The 1,085-nt window shown below is 68.6% G+C and carries 1 protein-coding gene; it reads right to left on the reverse strand.

The window, feature by feature from the left end:
- Window positions 1–11: 11 nt before the first annotated feature.
- Window positions 12–1,085 (reverse strand): IS256 family transposase (locus J2Z30_RS49240; protein WP_209469212.1); only part of this gene is annotated, 1,074 nt, incomplete at its 5' end.

Raw genomic sequence — 1,085 nt, forward strand, 5'->3', positions numbered from 1 at the left:
CGTTGTTGAGGCTATGCAGTGAGTTCGGTGGGCAGGTCGGGTTCGTCGGTTTCTGACTCGATCGGGTGGAGGCGGGCTTTGGCGAGGAGTTCGCGGCCCATGTAGCGGCGGGCTTCGGTCCATTCATCGTTCTGTTCGGCCAGTACGGCGCCGATCAGGCGGATCACGGCGGTTCGGTCGGGGAAGATCCCGACGACGTCGGTGCGCCGGCGGATCTCCTTGTTCAGACGCTCCTGGGGATTGTTGGACCAGATCTGCCGCCAGATCTCGTAGGGGAAGGCAGTGAACGCCAGCAGGTCGTGCTGGGCGGCGTCCAGGTGCTCGGCGGCCTTGGGGAACTTGGCTTCCAGCGCGTCCAGGACGTGTTTCATCTGGGCGTGGACAGCGTCGGTGTCGGGTTGTTCGAAGACGGTCCGCAGCAGGGTGGCCACCCACGGCTGGGCGGTTTTGGGCACCTGGGAAAGCAGGTTGCGGGCGTAGTGGGTGCGGCAGCGCTGCCAGGAGGCGCCGGGCAGGACGGCGCCGATGGCGTCGACGAGTCCGGTGTGTGCGTCGGAGATGACGTGTTGCACGCCGGTCAGTCCGCGGGCGATCAGGGAGCGGAGGAACGCCAGCCAGCCGGCGCCGTCCTCGGCGGTGGCCACGTCCAGGCCGAGGATCTCGCGCTGGCCGTCAGTGTTGACGCCGACCGCGATCAGCGCGTGCACGTTGATGATGCGGCCGCCCTCGCGGACCTTCTGGGTCAGCGCGTCGACCCACACGAAGGTGTACGGGCCCTGGTCCAGGGGCCGGTTACGGAAGGCGCCGACCTGCTCGTCCAGATGTTTGGCCATCGCGCTCACCTGGGACTTCGACAGCTGGGTCACCCCGAGGGAGGCGGCGAGCTTCTCCACTCGCCGGGTGCTGACGCCCAGCACGTAGGCGGTTGCGACCACCGAGACCAGGGCCTGCTCGGCCCGGCGTCGCCGTTCCAGCAGCCAGCTGGGGAAGTAGCTGCCCTGCCGGAGCTTGGGGATGGCGAGTTCGACGGTGCCGGCCCGGGTGTCCCACTCGCGCGGGCGGTAGCCGTTGCGGTGGTTGACGCG

The sequence above is a fragment of the Streptomyces iranensis genome (assembly GCF_017874715.1).
In the GTDB taxonomy this organism is placed as follows: domain Bacteria; phylum Actinomycetota; class Actinomycetes; order Streptomycetales; family Streptomycetaceae; genus Streptomyces; species Streptomyces iranensis.